This is a genomic window from Streptomyces sp. NPDC048484 (assembly GCF_040651415.1).
Classification (GTDB): Bacteria; Actinomycetota; Actinomycetes; order Streptomycetales; family Streptomycetaceae; genus Streptomyces.
Map to the genome: position 1 here is coordinate 173103 of NZ_JBEZJY010000009.1, position 26633 is coordinate 199735.

Below are 26633 nucleotides of genomic sequence, written 5' to 3' on the forward strand. Positions count from 1 at the left end.
ACCGTCCACACCACCGCTCCCGTCGACTCGACTTCCGTACGCGACTGTTGGCGGCCCCTGCCGGCCGGGACCGCCTCCGACGTCGTACGAACCAATGGGCGACTCCGAAGCACTAGAGGTGGGGCGGCGGTTCAGCCTTGGGCCTGGTTCCTCCGGGTCAGCCACAGCACGCCCGCCGCACCCGCCAACAGCACGGTGCCGCCGAGCGTGCCGAGCGCGATCGCGGAGTCCTCGGGGCCCGTCTGCGGCAGTTCTTCGCCGCCCGCCGGGGCGTCCTGCGAGGAGGAGCCCGTGGTGCCGCCGCCGGCCGCCTTGACGTCCAGGGTCAGCGAGGGCTTCGGACTGTTGGAGGGCGTGCACGTGGTGGTCGTCCCGAGCGCCTTGATGGTCAGTACGCCCGCGGTGAAGGTGACCTTGCCGGTCCCCTTCGGGGTGTAGGTCCCGGTCAGGTCGGTGATCTTGATAGGCGTGTTGGCGGGGATCGCCTCCGGGTTGGCGGAACCCTTGACCGACACGGTGCCGCTGTCGGCGCCACCGAGCTTGATGACCGCACTCGGATTCATCGCGCCCTTGCCCAGTTCGACGGGGCTGGACGAGACACCCTTCTCGAAGGTCATCGTGAGCCGGTAGCCGCTGCCGCTCTCGACGCCCTTGATGTCGATGGGCGAGACGGCGGACTTGTCACCGATCGGGGTCTTGCACTGGTAGTTGACGTCCACCACGTCGGCCCTGGCTACGGGGGCGGCCATCAGCACCGCCGAGCCGGCCAGGGCCGCGGCGGACGCGAGCACGGCGGTTCGTTTCTGGTACGTCCGGTATGTCACGGTCCCCTCATTCCCGAAGGCGTTCCTGCTACCGTTCCTGACGGAACATCAGATCGGCCGTCAAGGTACGCCCGGGGCCTTGTCGAGGGAAGACAAAGTGCGCGCCGGATCCGTGGGGATCCAGCACGCATCGAGTGAGGAACAAGAAAGGGCCCGAACCGCGGGTAACCCCCAGAGGGGCCAAGAGGCGAGCCCTACGCGGGATCTCCGAGCACGCCCTTGAAGGGGCACGAGGAACCGCGCAGCCTTCCAGGGGCGCGGGGAACTGCGCGACCAGCCCCCACCGGACCCGCAGACAACCACGCGGCAGACAGTCACGCGACAGACGGCCACCCGGCAGCAGACAACCCACCGCGCAGACGACGCCGAACCACAACCGAACTACAGCGGAGCGTTCACGCGGGCACCCCGAGCTCCGCCCAGACCGTCTTTCCCGCGACCCCGGTCCTGCGGATCACGCCCCAGTCCAGGCACAGCCGCTGCACGATGAACATCCCGTGACCGCCGGGGCGGCCGGCCCGGTGCGGGGTCCGCGGGGCCGGCTGGCCCGCACCCCGGTCGGAGACCTCCAGCCGGAGCACCTTCTTGTCGCAGGCGATCCAGAGCTCGTCCGGGCCCTCGGCATGCAGACAGGCATTGGTGACGAGCTCGGAGACGACCAGCAGAACGTCCTCCGCCGCGGCGCGCTGGTCGGCCGTGGCCGCGGGCAGCCAGCCCCACTCGTACAGCGCCTGTCGGGCGAAGTCGCGGGCGAGGGGGACGACTCCGCTCGCGCCGTCGAAGTTCAGTCGGCGGGCCCGACGCCCGGTGGACGTACCGCTCGGAGACGTCCCGGAAGCGCCGCCGTCGCCCGGTACCAGGCCACCGTCGCCCGGTTCCGGGCCGCGGTCGCCCGGCGAGTAAGGCCGGGTGGTGCTCATCAGCGCTTCACCTCACCGATTCACCAGTTCACAGTTCAAGACTCAGTTCCCAGCGCATCCAGCACGCCGGGAAGCTCAGGACACTCGGGATCAGGAGAGTCGTCCGGGACTGCCGCGCGCTTGCCGTTCGGTCTGTTGACATATTCAGGATGTCTCCTGCCCGACCGAACCGTCAGAACACCCACTTTTTCGCTTCGAATGGCGTGACTCTGATAACGCGTTGATCACATAGAGGCAACCTAGGCATAACTCTGCCGCAGGACAGCATCTCGGGGCGACTATTCACCCCGATCGACTGCGGGCCGATCAGCCCCCGACGCGCCGTCCTCAGGCTCCACGGCTCCGGTCTCGCCCACCTCGGAGTCTCCTGCCCCGTCACTGCCGCTCAATGCCGCTTCGAGCGTGTCGTGCACGGTGAAAACGGCCTCAGCCCCGGTGATCTCGAAGACCCGGGCCACCACCGGCAGCATTCCCGCCAGATGGACCCCGCCACCCGCCGCCTCGGCCCTCAGCCGGGCACCGAGCAGAACGTTCAGCCCGGTGGAGTCACAGAATTCCAGCCGTGAGCAGTCCACGACCAGACGCGCGAACCCGCGGTCGAGGCATTCCTCGACCGGTTCGCGCAGAAGATCCGCCGTATGGTGATCCAACTCACCCGCCGGGGTGACGACGGCACTAGTGCCCTCTTCTCGCACCTCGACCAGAAGCCGGCCCGACTGTGCACTGCCGACCGTCCCGCGGTCCATGCCGTCTCTCTCTTCCGCCCGTTGTGGTTGCTGACTGACGCCCCCGAACCCTACGCCTTCCCTGCACACTCTGACACCCGAACAACCGCCAAGAATTGGACATTTCACCGCAAAACTCACTTGCGAGAGAGTCACGAAAGCGGGTAGGGCTAGTAGAGACAGTTTTCGACACCGCCGGCTTTGGAGGCGCCGCACACCGCAGTACACGTATTGGCATCGGCAGCCATATGCCGAGAACGATGGAGGACATCATGTCACCCCGGCTCGACGAATCGCAGCCCCAGAGGGCGACGTCGACACACCCTCTGGAACAACTGGAAGACGAGACCGCCGACAAAAACGCAGGCCTCGCCGGGCTTCCGGAGATACCCCCCTTCGCCGAGGTGGGGCCGGTGGACGCACGGGCCCTGTCCAAGACCCTCTTCGAGCGGCTGGAGTCGCTGGAGGAAGGGACCTCCGAATACTCGTACGTCCGCAACACCCTGGTCGAACTCAACCTCGCCCTGGTGAAGTTCGCCGCCTCCCGGTTCCGCTCCCGCAGCGAGCCGATGGAGGACATCATCCAGGTCGGCACCATCGGCCTGATCAAGGCGATCGACCGCTTCGAACTCAGCCGTGGCGTCGAGTTCCCGACCTTCGCGATGCCGACCATCGTCGGCGAGGTCAAGCGCTTCTTCCGTGACACGTCATGGTCCGTACGCGTGCCGCGCAGGCTGCAGGAACTCCGCCTCGACCTGGCCAAGGCGGGCGACGAACTCGCACAGCAACTGGACCGCGCTCCGACGGTGGGAGAGCTGGCGGAGCGTCTGGGGCTGTCGAACGACGAGGTCGTCGAGGGCATGGCGGCGTCCAACGCCTACACGGCCAGTTCACTGGACGCCCAGCCCGAGGAGGACGACTCGGAGGGCGCGCTGGCGGACCGTATCGGCTACGAGGACCACGGTCTCGAAGGCATCGAGTACATCGAGTCGCTGAAGCCGCTGATCGCCCAGCTTCCGCAGCGCGACCGGCAGATCCTGTCCCTGCGCTTCGTCGCCAACCTGACCCAGTCGGAGATCGGCGAAGAGCTGGGCATCTCGCAGATGCACGTGTCACGGCTGCTGTCGCGGACGCTGGTGCGGCTGCGGAGGGGACTGACCGTCGAGGAGTGACACCTTCGTCGCACGACGTGCGCGCTGTGTGCGCCGTATGCACTGTGTGCGCCGTGTGCGCACTGCGCGCGTGTATGCGCAGCAGGTGAGTACGGATGAACGTGTGGGGCCGAACCGGATTGTCCGGTTCGGCCCCACACGCGTACGTGCACCGGTCCGCCACCCGTCGGCCGCTCGACCCGCCCGACCTCGCGGCCCCTGATCCACTCACCTGACCCACTCACCCGACACCTCTCGGGCGCCTTGGGAGTCCCCCGAGTTACTCGCGGAAACCCCTTTCCCCACTGGGCGCCTTCCCTCACTATGGGCACCCGACAAACTGTCTGGTACGTCAGGAGTCCGGCGAGTGACGGCCCACAGGCCGCAGTGGAGGCGGAGGCATGGCTCGGGGCGAAGGCGGCGAGGGCGGCTGGGACGGCGATGAGGACGCGCCCGGGGACGGTGTACACGCGGGGGCGTCCGACGCGCGGCTCACGGAACTGCTGCGCGCCGACGCCTCGACCGGGGAGGCCGCGCTGCGCGAACTGCGCGCCCGCCACCGGCCTGCGGTCCTCGCGTACGCCCGGCTGTGCACCAGCGGCGAGACCGCGGCCCGGGAGCTGACGGCCCACGCGTTCACCCTCGCCGCCCAGGAGACCGGGCGCGGTGTCGACCCCCGCGGGCCCTGGCGGCATCAACTCCTGCTGCTGGCCTGGCGGGTGGCCGTCATGTGGGCCGCGGACCAGCGGTCCCGCCGGGTCGACCCCGGACTGCTCGCGCGGCTGCACGAGGCCGGACCCGACGGCCCGCACCCGCCGATGCTGGACGCGTTCCGCTCGCTCCCCGCCCGGGTCCAGGGCCTCGTCTGGTACGGGGTCGTCGAGCAGGAGCCCGAAGACGAGACGGCCGGCTTGCTCGGAGTCACCCGCGAGGACGTGACCTACGGGACCGAGTCGGCGGTCCAGGCGTTGCGCGCGGCCTTCCTGAAGTCCCACCTCACCACCTCCGGGAACCCGCGCTGCCAGGATTTCCGCCGACTGATCGAGGAGTCGGTACGCCCCGAGAACCCCCGCCACAGCACGGACCTGCGCACCCACATGGCCGAGTGCGGGCACTGCGCCAGCGCTTACGAGGAGCTCTCCGCGCTGCGGGACGACCCGCGTACGGCACTGGCCGAGGGCCTGCTGCCGTGGGGCGGCACGGCGTACGGCGCGGGCGGCGCACACCTCGCGGGCGGTACGGCCAGGTCGCACGACCGCACGCGTACCGAGCCGGGCTCTTGGGCGGCGCTGGGAACCTGGCCGCCCTCCCGCCGCTTCGTGCTGGGCTCAGCGGCCCTGGGGCTGGCTCTGGCACCTCTGCTCCTCTTCCTCATCTCCTCGGGCGACTCACACCCCCAGAAGGCGGGCGGCGCGGCGGCTCCGGTACGCCCGCCGGTCACGGTGACGGCCACCGCCCCGACGACGCCGTCCCCCTCCGCCCCGGGCACGACCGGACCCCCGACGCCGACGCCGACGAAGAGCCCGAGCCCTGACCCGTCGCGGTCGGCACCCCCGAGCCCGTCCCACAGGAAGCCCGCCCCACCCCCGCCGCCTCCCGGTGACAGCTACGCCCAGGTGGTCAATCTCGCCTCGGGCCGCTGCCTGGACATCGCCGACGGCGACCTGGAGAAGGGCACCGACGTCGTCACGGCCTCCTGCACCTCGTCCCGCACCCAGCGCTGGCGCGTCGACACCGAGCAGGGCGCACTGCGGTCCTACGCCGACCCGGACTTCTGCCTGGACAGCCGTGGGGCGACCGACGACGGCGTGGGCATCTGGGAGTGCGAGTCGCTGGACGGCCGCAACGGCCCGAACCTGCGGTTCGCGGTGACCTCCACCGGCGTACTGCGCCCGGCCATCGCACCGGACCACGCGTTGACGCCGTCCGGCGCCGACAAACTGGACCTGGCCCCGGACACGGGCGGGCGGGGCCAGCGGTGGCGGGCGGGGGCGAACTGAACCGCCCTAAGCACCCTCACCGGGTATAGCCGTACGGCTCAAGACCCCTCGGCGAACAGCTCCCCAGCGTCACTGACCCGGTAGGAGCGATCGAGCCAGGAGCCGAGTTCGTCCATGTCGGAGGAGGAGAGAACGCGCTCGCGGACGACATCCGATACGTCGATGCCACGCCACTGCAGATTACGCAGAACACTCTCCGCCCTCTCCTGGGCCCGGCCTTCCTCGCGGCCTGCTTCGCGGCCTGCTTCCCGGCCTTCCTCGCGCACCTGCTCGGCAAGCGGGTGCCGCCAGAAGTACTGGATCGCCGTCATCAGGTCCCTCCACATCTGCTGGGCCGCCCCGTCCGACTCGTTCAACGGGCTACACGGCGGCCAGGTCACACCACACGTACTTGCCCCGGTTGCCGAACCGGAACAGCGGTTGCCAGCCCCAGGCGTCGGAGCACGCACGGACCAGGGCGAGACCTCTGCCGCCCTCGGCATCCGTCAGGCTCTCCAGCTCTCCCGGAGGCTCGGGCGGTTCGGGATCCGCGTCCCACGCGCCGATCTGCAGGACCCCCATCGACCAGCGGACACGGAGGGTGGCGGGGCCCTTGGTGTGGAGGACGGCGTTGGCGACCAACTCCGCCGCGAGGAGTTCGGCGGTGTCGGCAAGGCGGATCAGACCGTGGATGGTGAGGATCAGTCGGAGAGTGCGGCGACAGACGGTGACGGCACGGGGGTCGTTGGGGATGGAGATGGAGTACTCCCATGATTCGGGCTCGGTTTCGGGCATGCGTCAGCTCCAGGGGTGAGGTACGGGATGGGTCGCACGGGCGGTGGCAGGGCCGCAGCCGTCCTGGCAGGGCGGAGCGGTGCGCTTCCGTAACGTGTGCGTTGCGTCACCGACGGTAGGGCATTAATTAATGCCGATGCAACTGGTTGCGTAACCTGACACCCGAACGTGGCGCGACAGCAGCGCTGTTGGATATGGGAGGGCGCATGCCACCTAGGAGTCATCCCACGGCGCGCCAGGTGCGTCTGGGAACCGAACTGCGCAGGCTGCGCGAGGCCTCCGGCATGAAGGCACGCGATGTCGCGGCGTTCCTCAACTCCACCTCGACCCAGATGAGCCAGATGGAGGCGGGCATCGCAGGCGTCAGCGCGGAGCGCATCCGGCGCCTCGCGGCCCATTACTCCTGCACGGATGAACCACTGATCGAGGCGCTCGCGGCCATGGCCGGCGACCGCACACGCGGGTGGTGGGACGAGTACCGGGGCGTTCTGCCTCAGGTGAACCTTGACGTGGCCGAGGCAGAGCACCATGCGACGTTCCTGCGCGAGGTCGTCATTACGCATGTTCCCGGGCTGCTCCAGACACCGGACTACGCACGGGCGATCTTTGGGTACATGCGTCCGGAACTGCCCGAGAGTGAGCTGGCACCTCGGGTGGAGCACCGGATGAAACGGCGTGCCGTCATCAAAGGCGACAACCCGCCCCCGTACGAGACGATCATTCATGAGTTCGCGCTACGGATCCGAGTGGCCGACCGCAAAGCGTCTGTCGCTCAACTCCGCCGCATCATGGCCGAGATCGAGCAGGGGCACGCCACCGTACGCGTCATCCCGACCGACCAGGACCACTTCGCTGGCGCCGGAGCCTCGATGATGTACATGGGTGGTCCGCTGACCCAACTGGATACCGGCCTCAGGGACACCCCTGGCGGGACCATGTTCATCGACGCCGAAGCACAGTTGGAGCGGCTGCGAACACTCTTCCGTAAGGTGGAGAACGCTTCAATGGAACCCACGGCGTCACGGAACTTCATCCACCAACTGACGAAGGAACTGTGAGCGAGCCATGAGCCAAGCCCTGCACTGGCAGAAGTCCACCTTCTCCGACGGCGGTGAGGGCAATACCTGCATCGAACTCGCAGCCTCCCCCGGGACCCTTCACCTCCGCGAAAGCGACACCCCAGACACCGAACTCACCACCAACACCGCCCCGTTGGCTCACCTCATACGAGGCATGAAGTCGGGCCTGTTCCACACGACCGGCTGATCACAACCCGCCGTCGGCCCCTCGGGATACGCGGACGCCCTTCCGCCACACCTCGCGCACCAGCGGCACCCCCGGCCGGTAGGCCAGGTGGACGTGGCTCGGGGCGTCGAGGAACGCGAGGTCGGCGTACGCGCCCGGGGTGAGGCGGCCGATGTCCGTGCGGCGCAGGGCCGCCGCCCCGCCCGCCGTGGCCGACCACACCGCCTCGTCCGGGCTCATCCCCATGTCCCGTACGGCCAACGCGATGCAGAACGGGACGGACGACGTGAAGGACGAGCCCGGATTGCAGTCCGTCGAGAGGGCGACCGTGGCGCCCGCGTCGAGGAGGCGGCGGGCGTCGGGCCACTCCGCCCGGGTGGAGAACTCGGCGCCGGGAAGCAGCGTCGCCACCGTGCCGCCGCTCGCGAGGGCGTCCACGTCGGCGTCGGTCAGGTGGGTGCAGTGGTCGGCGCTGGCCGCGTCCAGCTCCACCGCGAGCTGCACTCCAGGGCCGTAGGAGAGCTGGTTGGCGTGGATGCGAGGGTGCAGACCCTTCGCCTTGCCGGCCGTGAGGATCGCGCGGGCCTGATCCCCGTCGAAGGCACCCTTCTCGCAGAAGACGTCGATCCAACGGGCGTACGGGGCACAGGCGTCGAGCATCTCGCCGGTGACGAGCGCGACGTACGCGGCGGGGTCGTCCGCGTGGTCCGGGGAGACGATGTGCGCGCCGAGGTAGGTGACCTCGTCGGTGTGCGCCGCGGCGATACGCAGGGCCCGTGCCTCGTGCTCGACCGTCAGCCCGTAGCCGGACTTCGTCTCGAACGTGGTCGTGCCCTGGCGCAGGGCCTCGTCGAGGTAGCGGGTGAGGTTGCGCTCCAGCTCCTCGTCGCTCGCCGCCCGGGTCGCCGCGACGGTCGTGCGGATGCCGCCGGCGCTGTAGGCCCGGCCGGACATACGGGCGTTGAACTCCTGAGTGCGGTCGCCCCCGAAGACGAGGTGCGAGTGGGAGTCGACGAAGCCGGGGATCACCGCGCGGCCACCGGCGTCGACCCGATTGTCAGTGGCGGGTGCTTCTCTTGAGTCACCGGTCCACGCGATGCGGTCGCCGTCGATGACGACGGCCGCGTCCTGGATCAGACCGAGGGGGGACCTGTCACCGAGGGAGGGGTCATTGGTGACCAGACTGGCGATGTTGGTGATGAGAGTCGTGCTGCTGTTCGTGCCAGTGCTCGTGCTGCCGTTCGTGCTGGTCATGGCGTCCTTGTGGGCGATCGGGGCGACGGGGGCGGGTCCGGGGGCGGGTTCAGAGCCGGAGTTCAGGCGCGCAGGGCTTCGACGGCGTCCGCGAGGGCTTGCGGCGCGTTCGGGACGAGGGCGTGCGCCCCGTCGCGTACGACGTGACGGCCGCCCACGACCGTGTGGCGCACATCCGCCGCTGTCGCGGCGAATACGGCCGTCTCGGCGCCGAGCCGCGGCAGCGTCCCCGCTGTTCTGACCGAGTCGAGCGCGATCGTCGTGAAGTCGGCGAGCGCGCCCGCTTCGAGTGTGCCCGCGTCGGCCCAGCCGAGGGCCGCGTGGCCGTCCGCGGAGGCGGCGCGAAGGAGCGCCGCCGCCGTCCAGTGGCCCCGGGTGCGGGTGCGCAGGCGCTCGTTCAGCTCCATCGCGCGCGCCTCTTCGAGCAGGTCGACGACGGCGTGGCTGTCCGAGCCGAGGGACAGCGTGGAGCCCGCTCTCTGGAGCGCGACGGCCGGTCCGATGCCGTCGGCGAGGTCGCGCTCGGTGGTCGGGCACATGCAGGTGCCGGTCCCGGAGTGGCCGAGCAGCGCGATGTCCTCGTCCGTGAGGTGCGTGTTGTGCACGCCCGTGGTGCGGGGGCCGAGCACCCCGTGGTCGGCGAGCAGCCGGGTGGGAGTGCAGCCGTGGGCCGCCAGGCAGGCGTCGTTCTCCGCCGTCTGCTCGGACAGGTGCACATGGAGCGGGGCCCCCCGCTCCTCGGCCCACCGCGCCACCGTCGCCAGCTGCCCGGCGGGCACGGCCCGTACGGAGTGGATGGCGGCCCCGATCCGCGCGTGATCCCGGTCCTTGAGAACTGAACAGCGTGTTGCCCAGGCCACCGCGGTGCCGTCCGAGAAGCGGAGCTGGTGCCGGTTCGGAGGCTGCCCCCCGCGCGCGTCGAGCAGGCCGGCGGCGAGGTAGGCCGTGTCGAGGAGCGTGATGCGGATGCCCGCCTCCGCGGCGGCCTCGACGAGCGCCTCGCCCATGGCGTTCGGGTCGGCGTACGGGGTGCCGCCGGGTGCGTGGTGCACGTAGTGGAACTCGCCGACGGCCGTGACACCGGCGAGGGCCATCTCGGCGTACACCGCGCGGGCGAGCGCGTGGTAGGTGTCCGGGGTCAGCCGGTCCGCGACGGAGTACATGATCTCGCGCCAGGTCCAGAAGGTGCCGGAGCCGACCTGGACGGTGCCGCGCAGGGCCCGGTGGAAGGCGTGGCTGTGGGCGTTGGCGAGGCCCGGGAGGGTCAGGCCGCGCAGGATCTCCGCTCCGGGCGGTGGGCTGTCGACGCCCGTGCGGACGGCGGCGATCCGTCCGTCGGCGCCCATGTCGAGGGCCACGCCCGGCTCCACGTGGGAGTCGAGCCAGGCGTGCTCCAGCCAGTACGTCGTGCCTCGCGCGCTCACTTGCGGGTCGCTCACTTGCAGGCCAGCCCTTCCAGTACGTCGGCGAGTGCGGTCACCCCGGCCACGCAGTCGTCCTCGGCGGCGTACTCGGCCGGCGAGTGCGAGACGCCCGTGGGGTTGCGTACGAACAGCATGGCGGTCGGGATGGAGCCGGAGAGGATTCCCGCGTCGTGTCCCGCACCGGTCCCGAGGACGGGAACCCTCAGGTCCGCCGAGCCCTCGTCCTTCGCCTTGCCCTGCTCGCCCCGCTTGCGCTGCTTGCCCTCGCCGCCGTCCTTGCCCAGGACGCGGGCGATCTCGTCCCGCAGGGCGTGCTCGAACTCGACGACCGGGGTGAACGACTCCCGGACGACATCGAGGTGGATGCCGTGGGCGTCGGCGTACTCGCGGGCGGCCTTCTCGATGCCGTGGACGACCGTGTCGAGGGTCGCCTGGTCCGCGGCGCGGGAGTCGAGCCAGCCGCGTACGAGGGAGGGGATGGCGTTGACGCCGTTCGGCTCGACCGAGATCTTGCCGAAGGTGGCCACGGCGCCCGCGAGCTGCGCCTCGCGCCGGGCCGCGAGCACGGTCTCCGCGTACGACAGCATGGGGTCGCGGCGGTCCACGAGGCGGGTGGTGCCCGCGTGGTTGGCCTCGCCCCTGAAGTCGAACCGCCACCGCCCGTGCGGCCAGATGGCACTGGCGACGCCGACCTGGTCGCCCGTCAGGTCGAGGGCACGCCCCTGCTCGACGTGCAGCTCGACGAACGCGCCGATACGGGCCAGGCGCTCGGGGTCCGGTCCGATGGTGTCCGGGTCGTGGCCCGCGGCCTCCATGGCCTGCGGGAGGGTGATCCCGTCGGCGTCGGTGAGCCGGTGTGCCTGCTCGACGGTGAGTTCTCCGGCGGCGAGCCGCGAGCCCACACAGGCCAGTCCGAACCGGGCGCCCTCTTCGTCGCCGAAGTTCACGATGGCGAATGGTTTGGTGAACCGCGCGTCCCTGCCGCGCAGTTCGTCCAGCGCCGCGAAGGAGGACACCACGCCGAGAGGTCCGTCGAAGGCGCCTCCGTCGGGCACCGAGTCGAGGTGCGACCCGGTGACGACGGCGTCCCCGGCCGAGGGGTCGCCCAGCCACGCCCACTGGTTCCCGTTACGGTCCAGCTCGTGGACGAGTCCGCGCGCCTCGGCCTGCGCCTGGAACCAGGCCCGGCAGTCGGTGTCGGCCCCCGTCCAGGCGAACCGGCGGTAGCCGCCGGAGTCGGGGTGCCGGCCGATGGGCCGCAGGTCCCGCCACATCTCGTGGAAGGAGACGGCTGCGGTGGCGGTGCCGTCGTGGGTCACGCGGACTCGCCTTCCCGCATCGGGACGCGCACGCCGCGCTCGTCGGCGACGGACTCGGCGATGTCGTATCCGGCGTCCACATGGCGGATGACGCCCATCCCGGGGTCGTTCGTCAGTACACGGCGGATCTTCTCGCCGGCCAGCTTCGTGCCGTCGGCCACCGACACCTGGCCCGCGTGGATGGAGCGGCCCATGCCCACACCGCCGCCGTGGTGGATGGACACCCAGGACGCGCCGGAGGCCACGTTCACCATCGCGTTCAGCAAAGGCCAGTCGGCGATCGCGTCCGAGCCGTCCAGCATGGCCTCCGTCTCGCGGTACGGGGAGGCGACGGAACCGCAGTCGAGGTGGTCGCGGCCGATGGCCAGGGGAGCGGCCAGTTCGCCGGAGGCGACCATGTCGTTGAAGCGCTCGCCCGCCTTGTCGCGCTCGCCGTAGCCGAGCCAGCAGATCCGGGCGGGCAGTCCCTGGAAGTGGACGCGCTCGCCGGCCAGCTTGATCCAGCGGTGCAGGGACTCGTTCTCCGGGAAGAGGTCGAGGATCGCCTTGTCGGTCTTGTGGATGTCGGACGCCTCGCCGGACAGGGCGGCCCAACGGAAGGGGCCCTTGCCCTCGGAGAACAGCGGCCGGATGTAGGCGGGCACGAAGCCGGGGAAGGCGAACGACCGCTCGTATCCGGCGAGTTGGGCCTCGCCCCGGATGGAGTTGCCGTAGTCGAAGACCTCGGCGCCTGCGTCCATGAAGCCCACCATGGCCTCCACGTGCCGTGCCATGGACTCACGGGCCCTGGTGGTGAAGCCGGCCGGGTCCTTGGCGGCGTACGCGGCCATGTCGTCGAGGTCGACACCCACGGGCAGGTAGGCCAGCGGGTCGTGGGCCGAGGTCTGGTCGGTCACGATGTCGATCGGGGCGCTCTCGGCGAGCATCCGCGGCAGCAGTTCGGCGGCGTTGCCGAGCAGGCCGATGGAGAGCGGGCGGCGGGCGTCACGGGCCTCGACGGCGAGCTGGAGGGCGTGCTCCAGGGAGTCGGCCCGCACGTCCAGGTACCGGTGCTCGATGCGGCGCTCGATGGCACGCGGGTCGACGTCGATACAGATCGCGACGCCGTCGTTCATCGTCACGGCGAGCGGCTGGGCCCCGCCCATGCCGCCGAGACCGGCCGTCAGGGTGATGGTCCCGGCGAGCGTCCCGCCGAACTTCTTCGCGGCGACGGCGGAGAAGGTCTCGTAGGTGCCCTGGAGGATGCCCTGGGTGCCGATGTAGATCCACGACCCTGCGGTCATCTGCCCGTACATGGTGAGGCCGAGGGCTTCGAGGCGCCGGAACTCCTCCCAGTTCGCCCAGTCCCCCACCAGGTTGGAGTTGGCGATGAGGACACGCGGCGCCCACTCGTGCGTCTGCATGACACCGACCGGCCGGCCGGACTGGACGAGCATCGTCTCGTCCTGCTTCAGCGTCCGCAGCGTACGGACCATGGCGTCGAAGGAACGCCAGTCACGGGCGGCCTTGCCCGTGCCGCCGTAGACGACGAGCTTGTCGGGGTGCTCGGCGACCTCGGGGTCGAGGTTGTTCTGCAGCATCCGAAGAGCGGCTTCCTGCTGCCATCCCAGGGCACTCAGTTCCGTACCGCGCGGTGCTCGGACGGGGCGGGGTCCTGACATGGTCTGCCTCCTGGCGACTGGTACGTGCTCCGGGTGCTGTCATTCATCCAGCGGTACAGCGGATATTCACATCCTGGGGTCCTGAATAGAACTAGTCAATACCCTCGTGGGCCAGCACGGGCGCGCCGCGAATGTTTGGCTGGATGTATGGCTGCATACACAGGCGCAGGGGACACGGGCACGACGGGCGAACAGCCGGACGGGAAGCCGGACGAGAACTGGGATGGGAATCCGGGTGGGAATCCGGACGCGACCCCGAGCGGAGATCCGGGCGGGGAACCGGGTGGGGATCCGGGCCCGGAGGGGGCCGCGCGGCGCGACGAGGCTGTCCGCGCGGCCGTGGAGCAGGGGCTCGTGGGTCCCGCCACTCCCCTCGTCGGGCTCCTCGACATCACCGGCATCCAGGCCTCCGCGGCGGCCCTGCGGGCGGCCTTCGACGCGGTGACGGCACCGGGTACGCCCGTGCTGCACGCGTTCGCGGTGAAGGCGACCCCGCTCGTGCCGGTGCTGCGGCTGCTGCACCGGGAGGGCATCGGCATGGAGGTTGCGAGCCCGGGCGAGCTGGCCCTCGCCCGCGCGGCCGGGGTGCCGCCGGCCCGTACGGTCCTCGACTCCCCGGCGAAGACCCCCTCCGAGCTGCGGGAGGCACTCGCGCTGGGTATCGCCGTCAACGCGGACAACCCCCAGGAACTGGAGCGCCTCGACGCGCTGGTCCGGTCGGCGTCGCCCCGCTCACCCGTGGGGCTGCGGGTGAACCCGCAGGTCGGCGGAGGTTCGATCGGAGCACTGTCCACGGCGACGGCGACCTCGAAGTTCGGGGTCGCACTGCGGGACGAGGGCGCGCGCGAGTGGGTCGTGCGGGCGTATCTGGACCGGCCGTGGCTGACCCGGCTGCACACGCATTCCGGTTCGCAGGGGATGCCGCTGGAGCTGATGGCACGCGGGGTGGCCGCGGCGTACGAGCTCGCGGAGGACATCAACGAGCGTGCCGGGCAGCGGCAGATCGACACGCTCGACATCGGCGGCGGACTGCCGGTGAACTTCGGCTCGGATGCCCACACCCCCACGTACGCGGAGTACGCGCGGCTGCTGGCGTCGACCGTGCCGGGGCTCTTCGACGGGCGGTACGGGCTGGTCACGGAGTTCGGACGGTCGCTGCTGGCCAAGCACGGGATCGTGCTGGCGCGGGTCGAGTACGCCAAGTCGGCGGGCGGGCGGGCGATCGCGGTGACACACGCGGGAGTGCAGGTGGCGGCCCGCACGGTGTACGCGCCGGAGTCCTGGCCGCTGCGAGTCGCCGCGTACGACACCAAGGGGCGGCCGAAGGCGGGGCCCGACGTGGTGCAGGACGTGGCGGGACCCGCCTGCTTCGCTGGTGACCTGCTGGCGGAAGGCCGGTCGATGCCCCTGCTCGAACAGGGCGACTACGCGGCCGCACTGGACACGGGGGCGTACTACTTCGCGCACCACTACGGGTACAACTCGCTCGCGCGGCCCGGCATCCACGGCTTCGGTCCGGACGGAGCGGGCGGGGTGCGGTTCGCGGTGGTCCGTACGGCGCAGACGCTGGACGAGATCGTGGCGGAGTCGGGAGGGGCGCACACGAAGGCGCTGACCGACACGTTCTGAGGAAGGTCCGACTGATCGGCAGGCTCATCGGTAGGCCTACCGGTAGGACAATCGACCCACACTAGCCAGCCGCTGGCATGTTCCTCAGGAAAATGCCAGATCCCTCACCCGTCGCGCACACGTTGCGTAGCGTCGGCGTCACTCAGCTGAACCAACGGGCGGGAGGGGAGCACCGTGCCCGGAATCGACGAGTGCCTGCTGGAGGCCATGAGACTGCCCGGAGCCCGGGGAGCCTCGGTGGTCGACTGGACCAGCGGGCTGGCTCTGGGCACGGTCGGAGACTCACCCAACGGGGACCACGAGGCCACCGCGGCCGAGGCGGCGGAACTCGCCCGGCTCGCCGCGGAACACAAGGCCTTCGCCCCCGAGGACGGAGCCGACTGGTCCGGCGGGCAGCCGCCGGTGGAGGACCTCATCGTCAGCAACAGGGACAGCTACCACATCCTGCGTTTCGTCCGGACGACCTTCGACAGCAGTGTGTTCCTGCATCTGTGGCTGGGGCGTTCGGACGGCAATCTCGCACTGGCCCGTATCCGCCTGGGCGAGATGGCGGAACGGCTGGTGGTGGGGTGACCACGATGGAGGCACGCCCTCTGCCGGAGCTGGGCAGATCCGACGGCGACCCGACGGTCGGCGCGGGCAGCGCAGTCCGCGAGGACCGCGAGGACCTGCGGGCCGGGGCCCCGCCCGTGCTCAGTCCCATGCTCAGCCGTCTCGCGGAGGAGCGCGCCACCGGCGTCCTGACGCGGGAGCGCGGGGTGCTGTATCTGGTCGAGGGCCAGGTGGTGCACGCCGAGAGCCCCGCGACACCCGGGCTCGACGTACTGCTCACCAGCCGGGGGGCACTGGGTTCCGAGGGCTGGTGGGAGGCGGTCTCGGAGGCGGGGGCCGAGCGTCGCGTCGGGCGGTTCCTGGTGGACAGCGGGCGGCTGGCCGCGGGCGCCCTGGAGCTGTGTCATCTGGGCGCGCTGTACGACGCGGCGTTCTTCACCCTCGCCACGAGCAGCGGCCCGGCACGGTTCAGGTACGGGGTCGCGCACTGGATAGGCCCCGTACGGCCGGTGACCGTGGACGCGGTGGAGCGCGAGACGCTGCGGCGCCGCGCGCTGTTGCACCGCATCTGGCCGGACGCGGGCACGGACACCGCGAAACTCGTCCGGACCGGCCGTGCCGTCGACGCCGTCCTTCCCCCGCGTCAGCGCACGGTTCTCGACCAGGTGGACGGGGCCCGGACGGCCTCGGACATCTCGCTGGTCCTCGGCCGTCCGGGATTCCACACCCTGGTCGACGTCCGCCGGCTGGCGGCCGCCGGGATCGTGAGTCCGCTCGCGCGGACGGTCGAGTTCCTGGCACCGGAAGCCGCCGTGCCCGCTCCGTCCCCCGTACCCACTCCGTCCTCCGTCTCCACTGTGACCGCGCAGGCGGCGCAGGCCGCGCAGGCGTCGGCGGATCCCGACGTGGCCCTGCTGCGCCGGCTGAGAGACGCATTGGAGGACCTGTGATCCGCGCGCTCCGACAGCGTGCCGAGAGGAGACAACTGATGGCGGCCGAGGCCGAAGTCCGCGACGAACTGCACCGGTTACGGGCCCGGGTGCCCCAGCTGACGGGTGCACTCGCGGCCAGCGTCGACGGTCTGGTGCTGGCCCAGGACACTCCGGGCGTGGAACCGGAGGGGCTGGCCGCGCTCACCGCCGCCGCACTGGGGGTCGCCCTGCGCATGGCGGACGCGACCGGGCGGGGGGACTTCCGCGAATTGCTGGTGCGCGGCGAGCACGGCTACGTCGCGACCTACGCGGCCGGACCCTCCGCCGTACTGACGCTGCTGGCCGGCGACCGGGCGAACGTCGGCCGGCTGCACCTCGAAGGGCGCCGCGCGGGCACCCGGATCGGCGAACTCGTCGAGGCCGCCGCCGAAGCCCAGCCGACCCCGACCCCGGCGGCGCGGCCGACCCCGAAGCCCACCGCGCCCCGCACCAGAACCGCGCGCACCGCGCGCACCATCACCGGGCCGACCGGCGAAAGCCGTTGAGCACGGATTCACCGAACCGAAAGGACAGCACGACCATGGCCAACACCGAAACCGCGCTGAAAGAGGCCCTGGCCTCCATCGAAGGTGCGACCGGAGCCGCTCTCGTCGACTACACCAGCGGTATGGCGCTGGGCACGATCGGCGGCAGCAAGAGCTTCGACCTCACGGTCGCGGCGGCCGGCAACACCGACGTCGTCCGCGCGAAGATCCGCACCATGGAGCACCTGGGCCTGAAGGGCGAGATCGAGGACATCCTGATCACGCTGTCCGACCAGTACCACCTGATCCGGCTGATCAAGGGCCGCGGCGGCAACGGGCTCTTCCTCTACCTGGTGCTCGACGCCAAGCGCTCCAACCTGGCGATGGCACGCCACCAGTTGAAGAGGATCGAGAACGACCTGGACGTCTGAATCAGACCAGGACCCCGCTCCGACGCCGCGCCCCACCGGGCGCGGCGTCGCCCGCGCCGATACCGGTGGCGCGGTAGCCCTTGACGCGCTTGCCCGCCGGAACGCCCGCACCACGCCCGAGCCAGTCGACACGGACCCACAGGAGCGACTCGGCCGCCCGTTCGAGCCGGCCGATCCAGGCCGCCTTCAGACGAAGCCCCGCCCCGGCACCGGCGAGCAGCATCCCGCCGGCGGCCGGCATGGCGAAGGCGGAGCCCAGCGCCACGGCGAAGGCGAGCAGCATCCACCACCGGTGTCCCCGGCGCCAGTTCCGTACGGAAACGGCCCGGTCCTGCAGCACGTCGTGCTTGCTCGCGCGGGCGGCGCCCCGGGCGAGCGCCATGTACCGTTCGCGCCGCGTCAGCAGGACGACCGCCGCCGCGATCAGGAAGAGCGCGGCTCCCGCCGGCACTCCGATCCGCCGCCCCGTGACTCCGGGCACCAGTACACCCACACCCGCCGCGACGACCCCGAGCCATCCCAGCGGTGCCGCTCCGGCCCGTACGACGACGGCCACCCGAGCCAGTCCCTGTCCTCCGCGCGCCACGATCCGTCTCCTCACCAGACGCCTGTAATGGCGGGCAGGTTAGCGGCCGAAGGTGAGACGCAGCTGAGAGAGCCCGCCGTCAGTGCCCGTCGTTGTCGGACTGCTGATCGTTGCCGGACTGCTGCTCGCGCAGGACCGTGCTCAGGGCGATGGGTTCGCGGCCGAGCAGGGTGGCCAGTGCCGGGTCGACGGCGGCGAATTCGCCGGCGCGGCCGGCCGCGAAGAGGCCGAGCAACTGGTCCGCCGCCTCGGCGGGCACGCCGCGGCCCACCAGCTGCTGCCGGAACTGGTCGTCGGGCACGGTGGTCCTCGTGATGGCGCGGCCGGTGACGTCGGTGGCGATGCCGGCGATGTCGTCGAAGGTCAACGCCCGCGCGGCGGTGAGCGGGGGCGTGGGGCCGTCGATGCGGCCCTCGTCGGCCAGGATGGCGGCGGCCGCGTCGGCGAGGTCCGCGTGGGCGGTCCAGCTGACCGGTCCGTCCGCGGGGAGCACCACCTCGCCGGACTGCGTGGCGTGACCGAGAAACCGCATCGCGCTGGCGGCGTAGAAGCCGTTGCGCAGCGAGGTGAACGGCACGCCGGAGGCGCGCAGGGCTTCCTCGGTGGCGGCGTGGTCGCGGCAGGGCTGGAAACGCGACAAGGCGCCGGCGCCCATGTGGCTGGTGTAGAGGATGCGGCGGGCGCCCGCCGCGACGGCCCCGTCGATCGCGGCCCGGTGCTGCCGCACGGCCTCCTCACCGAACTTGTCGACGGAAACGATCAGCACCTGGGAGGCGCCCTCGAAGGCGTGGGCGAGGCTGTCGGCGTCGGTGAAGCTGCCTTGCCGGACCCGGGCCCCCTGGTCGGCGAACGCCTGGGCCTTCTGCGGGTCGCGGACGCTGACGCCGACCTGGTCCGCCGGCACGCGAGTGAGCAGGCATTCGACGACCTGGCGTCCGAGCTGCCCGGTGGCTCCGGTCACGATGATCATGTTGCGCTCCAGAGTTCGATTTCCAACGGAAACACAATCACCGTATCACTGATAATAACGACGGAAACGAATGTGATGTATCGTTGATACATGCCATCACGTCCACGCGTCAGGGGCGGCGCTCCCGCCCTCGGCCCCGACACAGAGGTCGCCGACTCCGCCACAGCGGTCGCCGACTCCGACACGGCGGTCATGGACCGTGAGCGGACCCGACAACGCGTCATCGAGGCCGCCGCCGACCTGCTGGCGCGCGAGGGCCGCGACGCCGTCACCACCCGCGCGGTCGCGGTCGCGGCAGGCATGCAGGCACCAGCCATCTACCGGCTGTTCGGCGACAAGGACGGGCTGCTCGAAGCGGTGGCCGAGCATGGCTACGCCACGTTTTTCGCGGCCAAGCACGTCGACCCCGATCCTCAGGACCCCATCGAGGACCTGAGGGCGGGCTGGGATCTGGCAGTCGAGTTCGGTCTGACCCATCCCGCCCTGTACGTCTTGATGTACAGCGAGCCCAAGAGGGCCACCTCGGCCGCGTTCAGGGCCGGCATGGAGATCCTGCTGGGCCGTGTCCGCCGCCTCGCCGCCGGCGGCTGGCTCCGCGTCGACGAGGAGCTCGCGGTCACGCTCATCCATGCCACGGCACGGGGCGCGGTACTCACCTGGCTGTCCCTGCCCGAGGACCGGCGCAACCCGGCCCTGCTGACCGCTCTGCGGGAGTCCATGGTCGCCGCCGTCACCAACGAGGAGCCGGCCGTGCGGGACGCGGGCCCGGCCGGCGCCGCCCGGGCCCTGCGTGCCTCACTGCCCGAACAGACAACCCTCAGCGGCGCGGAGCAGCACCTGCTGAGGGAGTGGCTGGACCGCCTCGCCTCCGACGGCTGAGGCGCCACGGCTCACCCGCACCGTCGCGTTCAGGGACAAGGCGCCGCTGCTTCACCACCCCTGCTCCACGATCGCTACTCCACGACCGCTGGTCCACAGCCGCTACTCCACGAACAGCCCCCGTGCGGCGGCCCCTGCGTCGAACTCCTCAAGACGCGCCTGGGCATCCGGCAAGCCGTCGCACATCGCCTCCAGGAGCACCCGGCCCAGCAGCATCGGCGCACAGACCGTGTCGAAGGCGAGCCCCGTTCCGACGGCGGCGGGCAGCAGCAGGTCGGACACCTTGGCGACCGGCGCGAACGCGGAGTCCGCGACCGTGACGACGGTCAGCCCCGCCTCCTTCGCGTACGCCAGGGTGTCCACGACCTCCCGCGGATGGCGGGGCAGCGCGAAGCACAACAGCGTGCTCGCCCCGGCCCGTACCGCCGCGTCGATCCGGTCGTGCACCATCGTCCCGCCCTCGTGCAGGAGCCGTACGTCCGGATGGACCTTGGCCGCGAAGTACGCGAAGCCGTAGGCCTGGGACGCGGCCGCCCGCAGTCCGAGCACCGGCAGGGGGCGTGAAGCGGCGAGGAGCCGGCCCGCCCGTTCGACGGGACGCGGGTCCGCCAGCACGGAGGCGAGATGGCGGAGGTTCTCGATCTCGGCCTCGACGGCCTGCTGGTACTCGTTGTACGAGCCGCTGTCCGCCGCGGGTTCGGCGGGTGCGACCTCGCGCAGGTGCTTGCGCAGCGCCGGGTAGCCGTCGAAGCCGAGGGCGACGGCGAACCGGGTGACGGAGGGCTGGCTGACCCCGGCGAGTTCGGCGAGCTCCACGCTCGAAAGGAACGGCACGTCGGCGGCCCGGCGCACCATGCTGTGGGCGATGCGCCGCTGGGTGGGCGTCAGCCGGTGCCCCTCGAAGAGCGACTGCAGACGCCCGGCGGGACCGTCGGTCACACCCGCACTCCTGGCCGCGCCCCTGCTCCCGCCGTCCCCGCCCGCGCTCCCGCCGTCCCCGCCCGCCTTGCCGTCCGGGTCCACATCCGCGTCCACGTCCATGCCCCTGTCCATGCCCATATTCACGCTCGTGTTCCCGTCCACGCTCATGCCGTGCTCCCACTCCAGATGTCCGTGAACCGGTCGAGCAGAGCGGCCGCCGCCGTCACGTCGTCCGTGAGCGGCCGGTCGGTCGGATCCGCGTCGAGCACCGACTCGGCGATCTCCAGCGCCCTGGCCACCGGAAGCTCCGGGTCGGGACGCAGGCCGCGCTGACGCAACGCCCGTACGGCGGCGACGAGTTCGCAGCCGACCACGAGACGGTACGCGTCGCACGCACGCAGGGCCTGGCGAGCGGCGAGCGAGGCGAAACTCGCCTGCTCCTCGACGCCCCGGGAGAGTACAGCGTGGCCGAGCGATGCGGGCGCGGAGAAGGCCCGCAGATCACCGAGGGCGGCCCCGGCGGCGTACTCCAGGATCATCACGCCGGAGGAGGCGGCCTCGTGATCGGCGAGGAAGGGGCGCAACCGGGTGTAGGCGGGTTCGTTGAGGGTCGAAAGGCGCGAGGTCGAAAGGCGGGCCACCTGGGTGAGGGAGAGCCTGAAGTGGTCGAGTGCGAGGGCGAGTTGGGCCTGGTAGAAGCCGCCGTGGTGGTAGGCGGCCATGTCCTCGGCGCAGATCAGCGGGTTCTCGGCGGCCGCGTTGATCTCGACGGCGAGGACCTCCTCCAGGGCGTCGGCCGCGTCGTGGGCGGGGCCGTGGATCTGGGGCAGACACCGGAAGCCGTACGGGTCCTGGAGCCGTCCGAGCGGCGGCGTCGGGCGGTCGGGCGCGCCGATCAGCTCCCGCATCCGCCGGGCCACTTCGGTCGATCCGCGGTGCGGCCGGGCGGCATGGACGGGCGCCGCGTACGCCTCGTACGAGCCGTCCACCGCGACCAGCGACAGCGCGCCGACGACCTGGGTGGCCCCGATGAGCCCCCGCAGCTCGTGGAGCGCGAGCGCCGACTGGCCGAGGGTGAGGGCGTTGCTGCTGATGAGCGCGAGGGCGTCGTTGTTGTCGAGCGGCTGGGGCTCGGGCGCCAGGAACCCTGTCGCGCCCTCGCCGCGCCAGGGATGCTCCCCCGCCAGGGCGAGCCCGACCTGTGCCAGTGCCGCGATGTCGCCGGTTCCCACCGAGCCGAACTCGTTCACGACGGGGTACGCCCCCGTCTCCAGCGCCTCGCACAGCGCCGTGACGACGGTGGGGCGCAGGCCCGCGCCACCCGCGAGGAGCTGGTTCGCCCGCACGGCGAGCATCGCCCGGACCTCCCGTGCGGGCAGTTCCGCCCCGATGGCTCCGGCATGGCTGCGCAGCAGGCGCAGACCGTGCTCGGCGGCTGCCTCGGTGGGCACGTCCTCGTTCCGGTTGGCGCCGACGCCGGTGGAGCGGCCGTACACACGACCGGTCGCGGCGATGCGTCGGGCGGCGTCCCAGGATTCCTCGACACGCTTCATGGCGTCGGTGCCGGGGACGGGCCGCACGGACCCGTCAGCGAGGCGTACGACGTCGGTGACACTCGTGCTGTATCCGTCCAGCACCACGAGGCCGGTCGGCACCCCACTCGGCGTGTCCACATCCCGAGACGACATAGAGTGCAAACTCCCCTCAATTCGGGCATCTGATCTTGACTGACGGCCATAAGTAACCAGCGATTAACGCCGCACCGTTGACAAGCTATTCAAGTACAGAGAACTCTGCATGACTATATGCAGCCGGGCAAGGGACACCTCATGATCCAGTTCGACGCGGTGCACAAGCGTTTCCCGAATGGCACCACCGCGGTCCACGACCTCTCCCTGGAGATGCCGGAAGGGGGCGTGACCGTCCTCGTGGGATCTTCCGGTTGCGGCAAGACGACCACCCTGCGGATGATCAACCGGATGGTGGACCCCACCTCGGGCACCATCCGGGTCGGCGGCCGCGACGTGCTGGAACAGGACGCCGCCGACCTGCGCCGCTCCATCGGATACGTCATCCAGCAGTCGGGCCTCTTCCCGCACCGTACGGTCCTCGACAACATCGCGACCGTGCCGCTGCTCCTTGGCTGGGGCCGCCGCAAGGCGCGGAGCCGGGCCTCGGAGCTGCTGGAGACGGTCGGCCTGACCGCCGAGGCAGGGAAGCGCTATCCGCACCAGCTCTCCGGCGGCCAGCAACAGCGCGTCGGCGTGGCCCGCGCGCTCGCCGCCGACCCGCCGGTGCTCCTGATGGACGAGCCCTTCGGCGCCGTCGACCCGGTCGTCCGCACCCAGCTCCAGGACGAACTGCTCAGACTGCAGAAGGAGCTGAACAAGACGATCGTCTTCGTCACGCACGACATCGACGAGGCGGTACGGCTCGGCGACCGGATCGCCGTCTTCCGCACCGGCGGCCACCTCGTCCAGTGCGCCACCCCGGCGGAGCTGCTGGCGCGCCCGGCGGACGACTTCGTCGCGGACTTCCTGGGCGCGGAGCGCGGCCTGAAGCTCCTGTCCCTGACGTCGCTCAAGGGCATACCGCAGGCCCCGGCCCCCGAGGGCGGCACCTGGGAACTGGTCCTGGACAGCGCCCGCAAACCCCTGCACTGGCGCACCAAGGACGCGGGGGACACCGAACTCCCCGTACGCCCGCTGCGCGACACCGACTCCCTGCTGGCCGCCCTCAACGAGTCCATCGCCTCCCCGGCCGGACTCGTGGCCCGGGTCGACGCCGACGGCGCCCTCACCGGCGTGACCTCGCGCGACGAGATCCACCAGCACGCCGGCGAGGCCCACGCGGAAGCCCGGGTGGCCTGATGACCATCGACTGGTCGTGGATAGGCGACCACACCGACGACCTCACCGACCTCACCCTGTCGCACCTGCAGGCGGCCCTGTCCGCCGTCCTCTTCGGCCTGCTGATCTCCCTCCCGCTGGCCGTGGTGGCACACCGGGTCCGGGCCCTGCGCGGCATCCTCCTGGGCCTGTCGAACGTCCTCTTCACGATTCCGTCGATCGCGGTCTTCGTACTGCTCCTCCCGGTCTCGGGCCTGACCCGCACCACCACGGTCGTCGGGCTGACGATCTACACCCTCGTCGTCCTCCTCCGGAACACCGTCGAGGGTCTCGACTCGGTGCCCGCGAAGACGAAGGAGGCCGCGAAGGCCATGGGCACGCGCCCCCTGCGCGCCCTTCTCACCGTCGAGCTCCCCCTCGCGCTCCCGGTGATCATGGCGGGTGTCCGGATCGCCACGGTCATGTCGATCTCACTGGTCTCCGTGGCCACGTACATCGGCGACGGCGGTCTCGGCCAGCTCTTCACGGACGGCTTCCAGCGCAACTTCCCGACCCCGGTCATCGTCGGCGTCGTCCTGACGCTCCTGCTGGCCCTGGTCGCGGACGCCCTGCTGGTCGCCGTCCAGTACGTACTCACCCCGTGGAAGAGGCGGCGAGCCTGACATGTACGAACTCTTCAAGAACCTCGGCGACTGGCTGGTCGCCGGCGAGCAGTGGACCGGCCCCGACGGCATCGGCCACCGCCTCGCCGAGCACCTCCAGTACTCGCTGCTCGCCACCCTCGTGGCAACCGCGATCGCCCTTCCGCTGGGCCTGCTGATCGGCCACACCGGCCGCGGCGCGTTCGTCGCCATCAACCTCTCGTCCTTCGGCCGCGCCCTGCCGACCGTCGGCCTGGTCGTGCTCGTCTTCCTCGCCAGCGGCCTGTCCATGTGGCCGGTGTACGTGGCGCTGGTCGCCCTCGCGGTCCCGTCGATCGTGACGAACACGTACGCGGGGATGACCGCGGTCGACCCGGACGTGAAGGACGCGGCGCGGGGCCAGGGCATGCGCTGGCACCAGGTTCTCCTCCAGGTCGAGCTGCCGCTCGCGCTGCCCCTGATCATGACGGGCCTGCGGCTGGCGCTGATCCAGGTGGTGGCGACGGCCACGATCGCGGCGTACGTCTCTTTCGGCGGGCTGGGCCGGTACGTGTTCGACGGGCTCGCCCAACGGGACCTTGTGCAGGTGCTGGGGGGTGCGGTTCTTGTCGCTCTGGTGGCCGTGGTGCTCGACCTGGCGTTGAGCGGGCTGCAGCGGGTGCTGTTCCGTCACCGGCCGGCGTAGGCGTGCCCTTGGCCGCCCCCGGGCCGTCCTGAATCCGCGGGCCGTGTGCGGCCGGTCGCGCCCACGCGGCGGAGCCGTACGTGTCACAGTCCCGCGCCTCTGACGGGGCGCCCCCGATCTTCGTAACTTCCTCTCAGGAGCTTCCCGTATGACCCCCATGAACCGACGCACCCTCCTCGGCGGGCTCTTCGCCGCCGCCTCCGTGCCCGCCCTCGCCGCGTGCGGCGGTGGGATCACCTCGCTCAACGGTGACGGTGGTGGCGGCGGGGGCGGCGGGTCCAGCAAGGACGGCGTCACCATCGGCACCGCCAACTTCACCGAGAACCAGGTCCTCGGCTTCCTCTACGCGGCCGTGTTGGAGGCCGCGGGGGTGGAGACGAAGGTCCGCCCGAACCTCGGCACCCGCGAGATCCTCATCCCCGCGCTCAAGGGCGGCGACATCGACCTGCTTCCCGAGTACCAGGGCGCCCTCCTGCACTACCTCTCCCCCAAGGCGAGGGCGACGGAGGAGGGCGAGATGCAGAACGCCCTCGCGATGGCGCTGCCCGCCGGGCTCCAGGTGCTGCCGTACGGCATGGCCGAGGACTCCGACGCGTTCGTCGTCACCCGGGAGACGGCCGACAGGTACGGTCTGGCCTCCCTCGCCGACCTGAAGAAGCAGAACGGCAAACTCGTCATCGGCGCCGCGCCCGAGGTGAAGAAGCGCGAGGTCGGCGTGGTGGGCCTGAAGTCCCGTTACGGGGTCGAGTTCAAGGAGTTCAAGTCCCTCGACTCCTCGGGGCCGCTGGTGAAGGGCGCCCTGAAGAAGGGCGACGTGGACGTGGCGAACCTCTTCACCACCGACACCGACATCGCGGACAACGACTGGGTCGTCCTGACCGACCCCAAGAACCTCGTACCCGGCCAGCACGTCGTCCCCCTCGTCGCGGACCGCAGGGCCGACTCGACGGTCCGCAAGGCCCTCGCCCGGCTCGGCAACGTCCTCACCACGGCGGATCTGACCGAGCTGAACCGCCAGGTCGACAAGGACAAGAAGGACCCGGAGGACGTGGCGAACACGTACGCGAAGGAGAAGGGTCTGACCAAGTAGAGCCGAGCAGGGATCGCGGCCCGGCCCGGCCCGGTGGGGAACGGCCCAGCGCGGACAGGGGGGCTAACCCCCGTGCCTCGCGGGCTCCGGCTCCCTACCGTGGACTCCATGACCGGTATGGAAGCGCCCGACGCCGAACTCAAGAAGGAACTCAACGCCACCTTGCACATACGCAAGGAACTGGGCGAAGAGTACGAGCCCGCGCTGGTCGAATCGTTCCTGGAAAAGGTCGAACAGCGCCTGGACGGCGCCGTCGACCGCCGGGTGCGCCGCCAGCTCGCGGAGCAGCAGATGGTGGTGGCCCGCGACGCGCGCTCCCCGCAGGGATCCTCGGACTCCTGGGGCGAACGCTTCGGATTCGGGATCGTCTCCCTCGTCCTCGCGATCCCCCTGTCCGCCATCGGCGGCAGTGTCGCCGACCTGCCCGGCCTCCTGGTCGCCTGGGCGGGCATCGTGGGGGTCAACGTGGTCCAGGCCGCGCGCCTCTCGCCGAGCTTCTTCAGCCGGCGCACGGGCAAGTCGGCCTCGGACTCGAACTCGGACTGGGAAGGCTGACGGGGGCACGAACAACGGGGAGCACGGCGCACGGGGGAACACCGAAGGGCCCGGTATCTGACAGCTGTCAGGTACCGGGCCCTTCGTCAGCT

At 70.9% G+C, this 26633-nt stretch carries 28 protein-coding genes; 15 read left to right on the forward strand and 13 right to left on the reverse strand.

What is annotated here, in order from left to right; translation table 11 throughout:
- Positions 1 to 131: 131 nt before the first annotated feature.
- The 3 genes from AB0D14_RS11845 to AB0D14_RS11855 form a co-directional block, all read right to left on the reverse strand.
- Positions 132 to 824 carry an LPXTG cell wall anchor domain-containing protein gene (locus AB0D14_RS11845; RefSeq protein ID WP_362777301.1) on the reverse strand — a complete coding sequence of 231 codons (693 nt, stop codon included), beginning with the start codon at positions 822 to 824 and terminating at the stop codon, positions 132 to 134.
- A gap of 395 nt (positions 825 to 1219) precedes the next feature.
- A complete protein-coding gene (locus tag AB0D14_RS11850) occupies positions 1220 to 1744 on the reverse strand; it encodes an ATP-binding protein (RefSeq protein WP_362777303.1) in 525 nt (174 codons plus the stop codon).
- A 278-nt stretch (positions 1745 to 2022) separates the two neighbouring features.
- A complete protein-coding gene (locus tag AB0D14_RS11855; protein ID WP_362777304.1) occupies positions 2023 to 2490 on the reverse strand; it encodes an STAS domain-containing protein in 468 nt (155 codons plus the stop codon).
- Positions 2491 to 2729: 239 nt separating this feature from the next.
- Here AB0D14_RS11855 and AB0D14_RS11860 point away from each other — a divergent pair, with 239 nt between their 5' ends.
- Complete coding sequence (locus AB0D14_RS11860; RefSeq protein ID WP_362777305.1) at positions 2730 to 3641, forward strand: RNA polymerase sigma factor SigF; 912 nt, start codon at positions 2730 to 2732, stop codon at positions 3639 to 3641.
- Positions 3642 to 4021: 380 nt separating this feature from the next.
- A complete protein-coding gene (locus tag AB0D14_RS11865) occupies positions 4022 to 5620 on the forward strand; it encodes a ricin-type beta-trefoil lectin domain protein (protein ID WP_362777307.1) in 1599 nt (532 codons plus the stop codon).
- A gap of 38 nt (positions 5621 to 5658) precedes the next feature.
- Here AB0D14_RS11865 and AB0D14_RS11870 read toward each other — a convergent pair whose 3' ends face one another.
- Together AB0D14_RS11870 and AB0D14_RS11875 are read right to left on the reverse strand one after the other, a co-directional pair.
- The gene (locus tag AB0D14_RS11870; RefSeq protein ID WP_362777309.1) at positions 5659 to 5931 is read right to left on the reverse strand and encodes a hypothetical protein; all 273 of its coding nucleotides are present in this window, start codon (positions 5929 to 5931) and stop codon (positions 5659 to 5661) included.
- Positions 5932 to 5980: 49 nt separating this feature from the next.
- Positions 5981 to 6394: an ATP-binding protein gene (locus AB0D14_RS11875; protein ID WP_362777311.1), complete on the reverse strand. Its 414-nt coding sequence runs from the start codon at positions 6392 to 6394 to the stop codon at positions 5981 to 5983.
- 206 nt (positions 6395 to 6600) lie between these two features.
- On the opposite strand from AB0D14_RS11875, the gene AB0D14_RS11880 reads away from it, so the two are divergent.
- Together AB0D14_RS11880 and AB0D14_RS11885 are read left to right on the forward strand one after the other, a co-directional pair.
- Positions 6601 to 7452, forward strand: coding sequence for a helix-turn-helix transcriptional regulator (locus AB0D14_RS11880; protein WP_362777314.1), 852 nt, complete (start codon positions 6601 to 6603; stop codon positions 7450 to 7452).
- A 7-nt stretch (positions 7453 to 7459) separates the two neighbouring features.
- Positions 7460 to 7660, forward strand: coding sequence for a DUF397 domain-containing protein (locus AB0D14_RS11885; RefSeq protein WP_362777316.1), 201 nt, complete (start codon positions 7460 to 7462; stop codon positions 7658 to 7660).
- On the opposite strand, the gene hutI is transcribed toward AB0D14_RS11885, so the two are convergent.
- The 4 genes from hutI to hutU form a co-directional block, all read right to left on the reverse strand.
- Positions 7661 to 8893 carry an imidazolonepropionase gene (hutI, locus tag AB0D14_RS11890; RefSeq protein WP_362777318.1) on the reverse strand — a complete coding sequence of 411 codons (1233 nt, stop codon included), beginning with the start codon at positions 8891 to 8893 and terminating at the stop codon, positions 7661 to 7663.
- Between the two features lie 62 nt (positions 8894 to 8955).
- Complete coding sequence (locus AB0D14_RS11895; protein WP_362777321.1) at positions 8956 to 10332, reverse strand: formimidoylglutamate deiminase; 1377 nt, start codon at positions 10330 to 10332, stop codon at positions 8956 to 8958.
- Positions 10329 to 11636 (reverse strand): allantoate amidohydrolase, encoded by a 1308-nt coding sequence (locus AB0D14_RS11900; RefSeq protein ID WP_362777324.1) that lies wholly within the window; start codon positions 11634 to 11636, stop codon positions 10329 to 10331. Before AB0D14_RS11900 ends, AB0D14_RS11895 begins: the two co-directional genes overlap by 4 nt.
- Positions 11633 to 13297 carry a urocanate hydratase gene (gene hutU, locus AB0D14_RS11905; RefSeq protein WP_362777326.1) on the reverse strand — a complete coding sequence of 555 codons (1665 nt, stop codon included), beginning with the start codon at positions 13295 to 13297 and terminating at the stop codon, positions 11633 to 11635. Before hutU ends, AB0D14_RS11900 begins: the two co-directional genes overlap by 4 nt.
- Positions 13298 to 13444: 147 nt before the next feature.
- Between hutU and AB0D14_RS11910 the strand changes: the two genes are divergently transcribed.
- From AB0D14_RS11910 to AB0D14_RS11930, 5 genes are all read left to right on the forward strand, one after another.
- A complete protein-coding gene (locus AB0D14_RS11910; RefSeq protein ID WP_362777327.1) occupies positions 13445 to 14926 on the forward strand; it encodes a diaminopimelate decarboxylase in 1482 nt (493 codons plus the stop codon).
- 174 nt (positions 14927 to 15100) lie between these two features.
- Complete coding sequence (locus AB0D14_RS11915; RefSeq protein WP_362777329.1) at positions 15101 to 15499, forward strand: hypothetical protein; 399 nt, start codon at positions 15101 to 15103, stop codon at positions 15497 to 15499.
- A gap of 128 nt (positions 15500 to 15627) precedes the next feature.
- Positions 15628 to 16428: a transcriptional regulator gene (locus AB0D14_RS11920; protein ID WP_362777427.1), complete on the forward strand. Its 801-nt coding sequence runs from the start codon at positions 15628 to 15630 to the stop codon at positions 16426 to 16428.
- 38 nt (positions 16429 to 16466) lie between these two features.
- The gene (locus AB0D14_RS11925) at positions 16467 to 16955 is read left to right on the forward strand and encodes a roadblock/LC7 domain-containing protein (protein ID WP_362777331.1); all 489 of its coding nucleotides are present in this window, start codon (positions 16467 to 16469) and stop codon (positions 16953 to 16955) included.
- A 35-nt stretch (positions 16956 to 16990) separates the two neighbouring features.
- A complete protein-coding gene (locus AB0D14_RS11930) occupies positions 16991 to 17365 on the forward strand; it encodes a hypothetical protein (protein WP_362777333.1) in 375 nt (124 codons plus the stop codon).
- 1 nt (position 17366) lies between these two features.
- On the opposite strand, the gene AB0D14_RS11935 is transcribed toward AB0D14_RS11930, so the two are convergent.
- Positions 17367 to 17951 carry a hypothetical protein gene (locus tag AB0D14_RS11935; protein WP_362777336.1) on the reverse strand — a complete coding sequence of 195 codons (585 nt, stop codon included), beginning with the start codon at positions 17949 to 17951 and terminating at the stop codon, positions 17367 to 17369.
- A gap of 79 nt (positions 17952 to 18030) precedes the next feature.
- On the reverse strand, positions 18031 to 18921 hold the full coding sequence (locus AB0D14_RS11940) for an NAD(P)H-binding protein (protein ID WP_362777339.1): 891 nt from the start codon (positions 18919 to 18921) through the stop codon (positions 18031 to 18033).
- Between the two features lie 192 nt (positions 18922 to 19113).
- On the opposite strand from AB0D14_RS11940, the gene AB0D14_RS11945 reads away from it, so the two are divergent.
- Complete coding sequence (locus tag AB0D14_RS11945) at positions 19114 to 19800, forward strand: helix-turn-helix domain-containing protein (protein WP_362777429.1); 687 nt, start codon at positions 19114 to 19116, stop codon at positions 19798 to 19800.
- Positions 19801 to 19902: 102 nt separating this feature from the next.
- On the opposite strand, the gene AB0D14_RS11950 is transcribed toward AB0D14_RS11945, so the two are convergent.
- The gene (locus AB0D14_RS11950) at positions 19903 to 20889 is read right to left on the reverse strand and encodes a MurR/RpiR family transcriptional regulator (protein WP_362777342.1); all 987 of its coding nucleotides are present in this window, start codon (positions 20887 to 20889) and stop codon (positions 19903 to 19905) included.
- Positions 20886 to 22409 (reverse strand): aromatic amino acid ammonia-lyase, encoded by a 1524-nt coding sequence (locus AB0D14_RS11955; protein WP_362777344.1) that lies wholly within the window; start codon positions 22407 to 22409, stop codon positions 20886 to 20888. Before AB0D14_RS11955 ends, AB0D14_RS11950 begins: the two co-directional genes overlap by 4 nt.
- 141 nt (positions 22410 to 22550) lie before the next feature.
- Here AB0D14_RS11955 and AB0D14_RS11960 point away from each other — a divergent pair, with 141 nt between their 5' ends.
- The 5 genes from AB0D14_RS11960 (at position 22551) to AB0D14_RS11980 (ending at position 26541) form a co-directional block, all read left to right on the forward strand.
- Complete coding sequence (locus AB0D14_RS11960; protein WP_362777346.1) at positions 22551 to 23591, forward strand: ATP-binding cassette domain-containing protein; 1041 nt, start codon at positions 22551 to 22553, stop codon at positions 23589 to 23591.
- The gene (locus tag AB0D14_RS11965) at positions 23591 to 24232 is read left to right on the forward strand and encodes an ABC transporter permease (RefSeq protein WP_362777348.1); all 642 of its coding nucleotides are present in this window, start codon (positions 23591 to 23593) and stop codon (positions 24230 to 24232) included. The genes AB0D14_RS11960 and AB0D14_RS11965 overlap by 1 nt, the downstream gene beginning before the upstream one ends.
- Before the next feature lies 1 nt (position 24233).
- A complete protein-coding gene (locus tag AB0D14_RS11970) occupies positions 24234 to 24896 on the forward strand; it encodes an ABC transporter permease (protein ID WP_362777350.1) in 663 nt (220 codons plus the stop codon).
- 157 nt (positions 24897 to 25053) lie between these two features.
- Positions 25054 to 25986, forward strand: a complete 933-nt coding sequence (locus AB0D14_RS11975; RefSeq protein ID WP_362777432.1) for an ABC transporter substrate-binding protein — start codon at positions 25054 to 25056, stop codon at positions 25984 to 25986.
- Between the two features lie 108 nt (positions 25987 to 26094).
- Positions 26095 to 26541: a hypothetical protein gene (locus tag AB0D14_RS11980; protein ID WP_362777353.1), complete on the forward strand. Its 447-nt coding sequence runs from the start codon at positions 26095 to 26097 to the stop codon at positions 26539 to 26541.
- The last annotated feature ends 92 nt before the right edge of the window (positions 26542 to 26633 follow it).